Source organism: Bacteroidota bacterium (assembly GCA_030706565.1).
In the GTDB taxonomy this organism is placed as follows: Bacteria; Bacteroidota; Bacteroidia; order Bacteroidales; family JAUZOH01; genus JAUZOH01.
Genome location: JAUZOH010000266.1, coordinates 1 through 5,378, shown reverse-complemented (window position 1 = coordinate 5,378; position 5,378 = coordinate 1). Strand labels below are relative to the sequence as shown.

Sequence of the window (5,378 nt, the reverse complement as noted above, 5' to 3'; positions counted from 1 at the left end):
TCAGGATATGAGTCTGATGCGGCGCATAATCATTTAAAATTAATTTTTTCCAGTCTGTATTGGGGTAGAGATCAGGATTATTTGCATTCAAGGTGGCATAATTATCAATCACATCCTTGGTATAGGTAGGATACTGATTACTGTTGTTGGCGTTATCATTCCACCGTAATTCATTAACCATTTGCATATAGCGAGTTACTCCAACGTAAGATGGCAGGCTGGTAGGTTTTTCCACTCCGTATTCATAATTGTAATCCATAGCCAATTGTCCTTCCTTAGCTCTTTTGGTAGTCACCAGAATAACACCGGCAGCTGCCCTCGAACCATAAATGGATGCAGAAGCAGCATCTTTCAATACGGAAATATTTTCCACATCATTGGGATTGATGCCATTGATGTCATCAACAGGAATACCGTCCATAATGATCAGGGGGCTACTCTCCCCTATAGTTGTAATACCTCGGATTCTTAAAGTCGCAGTCGATCCGGGGGCATTAGAACTCCGGGTAACCATTAAACCAGGTACTGCACCCTGAAGTGCCTGAGAAATCTGCGTAGTCTTTCGTTCAGCAAGAGCATCGCCCTGCACCGAGCTTACAGCACCCGTCAGATCTTTTTTCTTTACCGTTCCATAGCCAACGACAACAATTTCATCCAACTTTTCAACCCCAGCAGACATTTTGACATCAATGACGGGCCTGCCGGAAATTTGAATTTTTTCTGCTTTATATCCGACATAGGAAAAAACCAGAACGGAATTTGTATTTGGAACCTGAATGGAATAATTTCCGTCTATATCGGAGGTAACCCCCTTGGCCGTTCCATCAATTACTATGGTGACACCAGGAAGAGGTTCGCCAGTCGAAGAATCAGTAATTTTCCCTTTTACGACAGGTTGCTGTTCGTTGTTATTGCCTGGTAATAAAACAATAAGCGAGTTGTCGAGAATTTTGTAATGAATTTTTTTATCCACGAATAACGTATTCAACACCTCTTCAATAGTGGCACGGGATGCATGAATATTTACTTTTTTATCTTGATTTATTGCGTCGGCTTTGTATAGGATAGAAAATGATGATTGCCTCTCAATTTCATTAAATGCATCTTTTAAGCTTGCATTTCTTAGGTTTAATGTCAGTTTCGTGTTTTGTGAGAATCCAATCGCTGTTGCCGACATAATATTGATCATAGTCAATATTAATGTTAGTCTCATAATCAATAATAATTTAAAAATGGTTTTTTTTCGGGGAAAAGCATCTTTTAGTGCATTTTTTTTCATAATTTTAAAGTGATTAAATGGTTAGAATAAGTTGTAATCTGCCGCTTCCAACGATTAGATTACAAACATTTTAACTGATAATTCCGAATCGGGAAATGTTCCAGCATTTTCCGATTTTTTTTTAATTGTTTTAATTTACTCCATAGGCTGTTTATTTTGGTTATACTTATAGGTCTTCATTCAATTTTGTAGGGTTCATTTTCTTGCGATGATTATTTCATTGTCTTTTATGGTATAGGCCAAATCTGTAGTCATTGCTATGGCCTTTATAGCCTGTTCAACCGATATATTTTTAAGCACACCGGAATAATGGATCTGATTTACTTTTTCATCTCCAACAATAATTTTCACGTCATAACGCCGTTCAAGTTGTTTTGCAATGTTTTCGAAGGATTCATTGTCAAATATCAATTTACCTTCTCTCCATGCCACAGATGTTTCAGTATTTACAGGACTTGAAATCATGATTTGCCTTGTTTTTAAGGGTTCATGAACATCATGCCTTATATCTTCCGATATGAATGTGGTTTTGTCTTTAATAAATATAGCTTTGTGGTCAGGGTGCAGGAATACTTCCCTACTGGTTTTACCTGCCGGGTGATTGACGGTAAGACTTACTAATCCTTCAATCAGCGTAGTTTCGATTACACCTTCATCACGATAGGCTTTTACATTAAAGGAGGTTCCAAAGACTTTAATATTTATATCACTGGTATGCACGAAAAAAGGCCGGGAAGTATTTTTGGCAACCTTGAAAAAAGCCTCCCCCTCGAACCATACTTCGCGTTTCGTCCCGGTAAAATGGTTAGGAAACCGGACCTTACTCCCTGCATTAAGCCATATTTTACTCCCGTCGGAAAGGATCAGCGTTGATTTCTGACCGTAAGGAACGTCTACTTCATTAAAAGAAACAGGTTCCTTACCTTCCACTTGTATGGATTTATGTTTCAATAAATATCCAGTTCCAAGCGCAATAATAACAAGGGAAATAACGGCAGCTATTTTTAACCAAGACTGAAAATGCTGATGAATCGTCGTTTGGGGAGATATTCCGGAAGCAGTTGATTTTTTTTGTTCGATCTGACGTAAAATTTTCATCCAGTCTTTATCAACCATATCATTGAATTCCGGGATGTTTTCAATGGATGCCCAGGCTTCTTGTATTTTTTCGAAATAGACACGATTTTTACTATTCTCATTAAGCCATTGTTCAACAGATTGTTTTACTGTTTCATCCGCAGACCCGTCGAGATATTGAATAATCGCCTCAAGAGAGGTATGTTCAAAAATTGACTTTTTCATAAAATTGTTTTCAAAAGGTTAGAACAAAAAAAGGGGGGACACCCTGATGTGGAAGTATGATTATTTTAAAAAAAATGTTATGTATTTGGTTAATAAGACATTGAGTTAGATGAAAAAATCCTCAATGCTTTGTTGAATGATTTTCATTGCTTTGCTTATTTGAGTTTCAACCGTTTTGACAGAAATGCCCATTTGAAGGGCAATTTCCGAATATTTAAGCTGTTCGAAACGGCTGAGCCTGAAAACTTTTTGACATTGTTCTGGAAGCATATCAATGGATTCCATGATCTTTTCTTTCAATTCTGCATATTCTAAATTATTGTAAAAAGTAACATCTTCATAGGTCGTCTCGGGCAGTATATACATAGGAACCCCGGTTTTCCGGTCATTTTCTTTCCTTCTGATGCAGTTATATTGTGCTGCCCGGAAAACGTATGACTTAAATGATTGACGAACTGTAAGTTCTTTGCGTTGTTCCCATAAATAAATGAAAAGATCCTGAATCACTTCACGGGCAGTATCTATATCATTTACATACCTTTTGGCAAACAGGCATAATGACGGGTAATACTTCCTGAATAATAATTCATAAGCTTCAGTATCACCTGATTTTACTTTATTCCATAGTAACAAGTCTATGTCAGTCATTTTATTGAATTGATCCAACAATATAAAAATATTCTTTTTAAAAAATTGAAATAATCTGCAACAATTTAAAATCTATCAGTCATCCATTAGCCACTGGAATTCTAGAATCTTTTCGAAACCGGACAGCAAGAATCAATTTATAACATTGATATTGTACGACTTAAACAAACTTCATTGAATTTGTTTTTTTTTAGATTTAATAGACCTGCCCTGCTATATGTGAAGAATGATTTTATTTCTCCATCATTAAAATGAAACGATAAATTTATCTCTTAAAATGAAACCATAAAAGGCAGACTGCTGAGGCTTTTTTAAAACAGTCCAAAATGTTGAAGGAGATTTTCAATTTAAGGTCTATTTAAAAACCTGATTGTCTGTTAATAACATCATGAATCAAAGATAGTTTGATTCATGATGTTATATATCTAATTTTCCTCTTCCCCTTCAATTACCTTGGGAAACCCATAAAAATTAAAAAATAAATTTAAAATACCTCAATTCATACTGTAACTTCTTCATTTGCGATGCTTTTCTGCCTGAGCATCAGCCACTTTCTTTAAATAACCGGCGAAATCATCCGGAACTCCGGCTGGAACAAATTTCAAATTTTTTGTAGATTCGCCAAAAAGGAAAGAATACCAGACCAAAGCTCCGAGATAACAACCGGCATCATTTGCATGATGTGTATCGAAAATTATTTTTTTGTGGCTATCCCAGTAATATCCCCTGTGCAATGAATATTTCTGATCAGGCAGATTGGGATAAGTCATATCCTGCTCATTAAATTTCATATCTTTTTGAAAAGCCCATTTCTTGCTTGAATTAACCTCCCAAAAAGCATCCCCTACCGGAATGATTTTCACACCCAGTTTTGCAGCAGCAGCCTTATATGCAGCCCTTGATTTTTTCCACATTTCCTTTGCTGTTGTTGCAGATGCATCTTTAGAGATTTTGGTAAAATCCTTGGAATCCTTACGATATGCCCAGGTTTGATGAATAACTATCCGGGCATTGGGTTGAATGGACTTTATAAAGTCGTAAAGCTTCTGTATATACGGGAAATAAGTTCCATAATCACCGGATAAAATCGAAGCCTGTTGCAAGGTAACTATATCCCATTTCCCTTGGGATAAAAGCATCCTTAACGATTTCCCATGATAAGGCTTACCGTCCGGATCATTGGGATTTGCTTCAGCCAGCTCAGCCAATCTCCAGTGTTTATCCAAGGGACAACCGCCGATTTCCGCCCGGCCGAGAATTAAACAATGGCCACCCTCTTTCGCAAGTTCGGGCAGATATAATGTTGCATTCTGTGAAAAACTATTACCGATGAGGAATACCCTCAAAGTATCCTGTTTCCCGGCTTCTTTCCTTAATGTTGAAGAATTTGCATTTTGAAAAGAAAAAGCAAACAATAAGATTAAGGCAAAAAGAGTTTTAAAAAAATCAGATCTATTCATTTCTATTTTATTTATTTACGATTTTCGAAATATTCTTCCACTTTTTTATTTGATCTTTCATCCTGTTGAATTTCTCTCTAAATTGGACCAGGGTTTATTGGACTTTTTTATCTTTCAAGGACGTATTTTTTTAATAACAAATTTATTCGGAATTTTCAAACCAATTCACTGATCCATAAACCCATAAAAGTAATAAAAAGCAAGTTTACGAATATTCCCTGCAGACAAATTTAAAAGAACCCTGAAGTAAACAGCTACTTCAGGGTTCTTATTCTATCAAACATTAAGTTTTAATATGTTTATCGTTTCCCAAAAATCCACAACAACGATATTCAATATTAATTTTATTAATAATGAAGTTCCTTCAATGCAATATTGGGATAAATAACATTATGAACCTTTTCAACAACGATGCGTTCAGGAAGGGTAAAGGTTGCCTTGGAACGTATATCCTTGGATGATGCGCCAACCCTTACTTCATACAAACCCTTGTCTGCTACCCAGGCGCTTATGCCACTCCAGAAAGAAGCCAAAGCACGTTTGTCCAGACTGAATGTAAGTTCCTGACTTTCCCCAGGTTTCAATAATTTTGTCTTCGCAAAGCCCTTTAATTCCTCTTCTGGCTTTTGTATTTCGGTACGGGGAGCACTAAGATACAGTTCTGCTACTTCCTTCCCTGCTACCTTCCC

General features: G+C 36.5%; 5 protein-coding genes. All 5 read right to left on the bottom strand.

The genetic code is table 11. The annotated features are described in order from the left end of the window. The coding region (locus tag Q8907_12240) for a TonB-dependent receptor plug domain-containing protein (protein ID MDP4275040.1) at window positions 1-1,213 on the bottom strand (1,213 nt) is incomplete at its 3' end. A 261-nt stretch (window positions 1,214-1,474) separates the two neighbouring features. Further along, window positions 1,475-2,581: a DUF4974 domain-containing protein gene (locus tag Q8907_12235; protein ID MDP4275039.1), complete on the bottom strand. Its 1,107-nt coding sequence runs from the start codon at window positions 2,579-2,581 to the stop codon at window positions 1,475-1,477. A gap of 105 nt (window positions 2,582-2,686) precedes the next feature. Further along, entirely contained in the window at window positions 2,687-3,229 is a 543-nt protein-coding gene (locus tag Q8907_12230) for an RNA polymerase sigma-70 factor (protein MDP4275038.1), read from the bottom strand. Between the two features lie 515 nt (window positions 3,230-3,744). After that, window positions 3,745-4,689, bottom strand: coding sequence for a DUF4886 domain-containing protein (locus Q8907_12225; protein ID MDP4275037.1), 945 nt, complete (start codon window positions 4,687-4,689; stop codon window positions 3,745-3,747). A 347-nt stretch (window positions 4,690-5,036) separates the two neighbouring features. Then, the coding region (locus Q8907_12220) for a fibronectin type III-like domain-contianing protein (protein ID MDP4275036.1) at window positions 5,037-5,378 on the bottom strand (342 nt) is incomplete at its 5' end.

What these genes read in the sequence shown, in the direction of transcription:
- Q8907_12235 (MDP4275039.1), bottom strand. Translation starts at nt 2,581, where the DNA reads ATGAAAAAGTCAATTTTTGAACATACCTCTCTTGAGGCGATTATTCAA.
- Q8907_12225 (MDP4275037.1), bottom strand. Translation starts at nt 4,689, where the DNA reads ATGAATAGATCTGATTTTTTTAAAACTCTTTTTGCCTTAATCTTATTG.
- Q8907_12230 (MDP4275038.1), bottom strand. Translation starts at nt 3,229, where the DNA reads ATGACTGACATAGACTTGTTACTATGGAATAAAGTAAAATCAGGTGAT.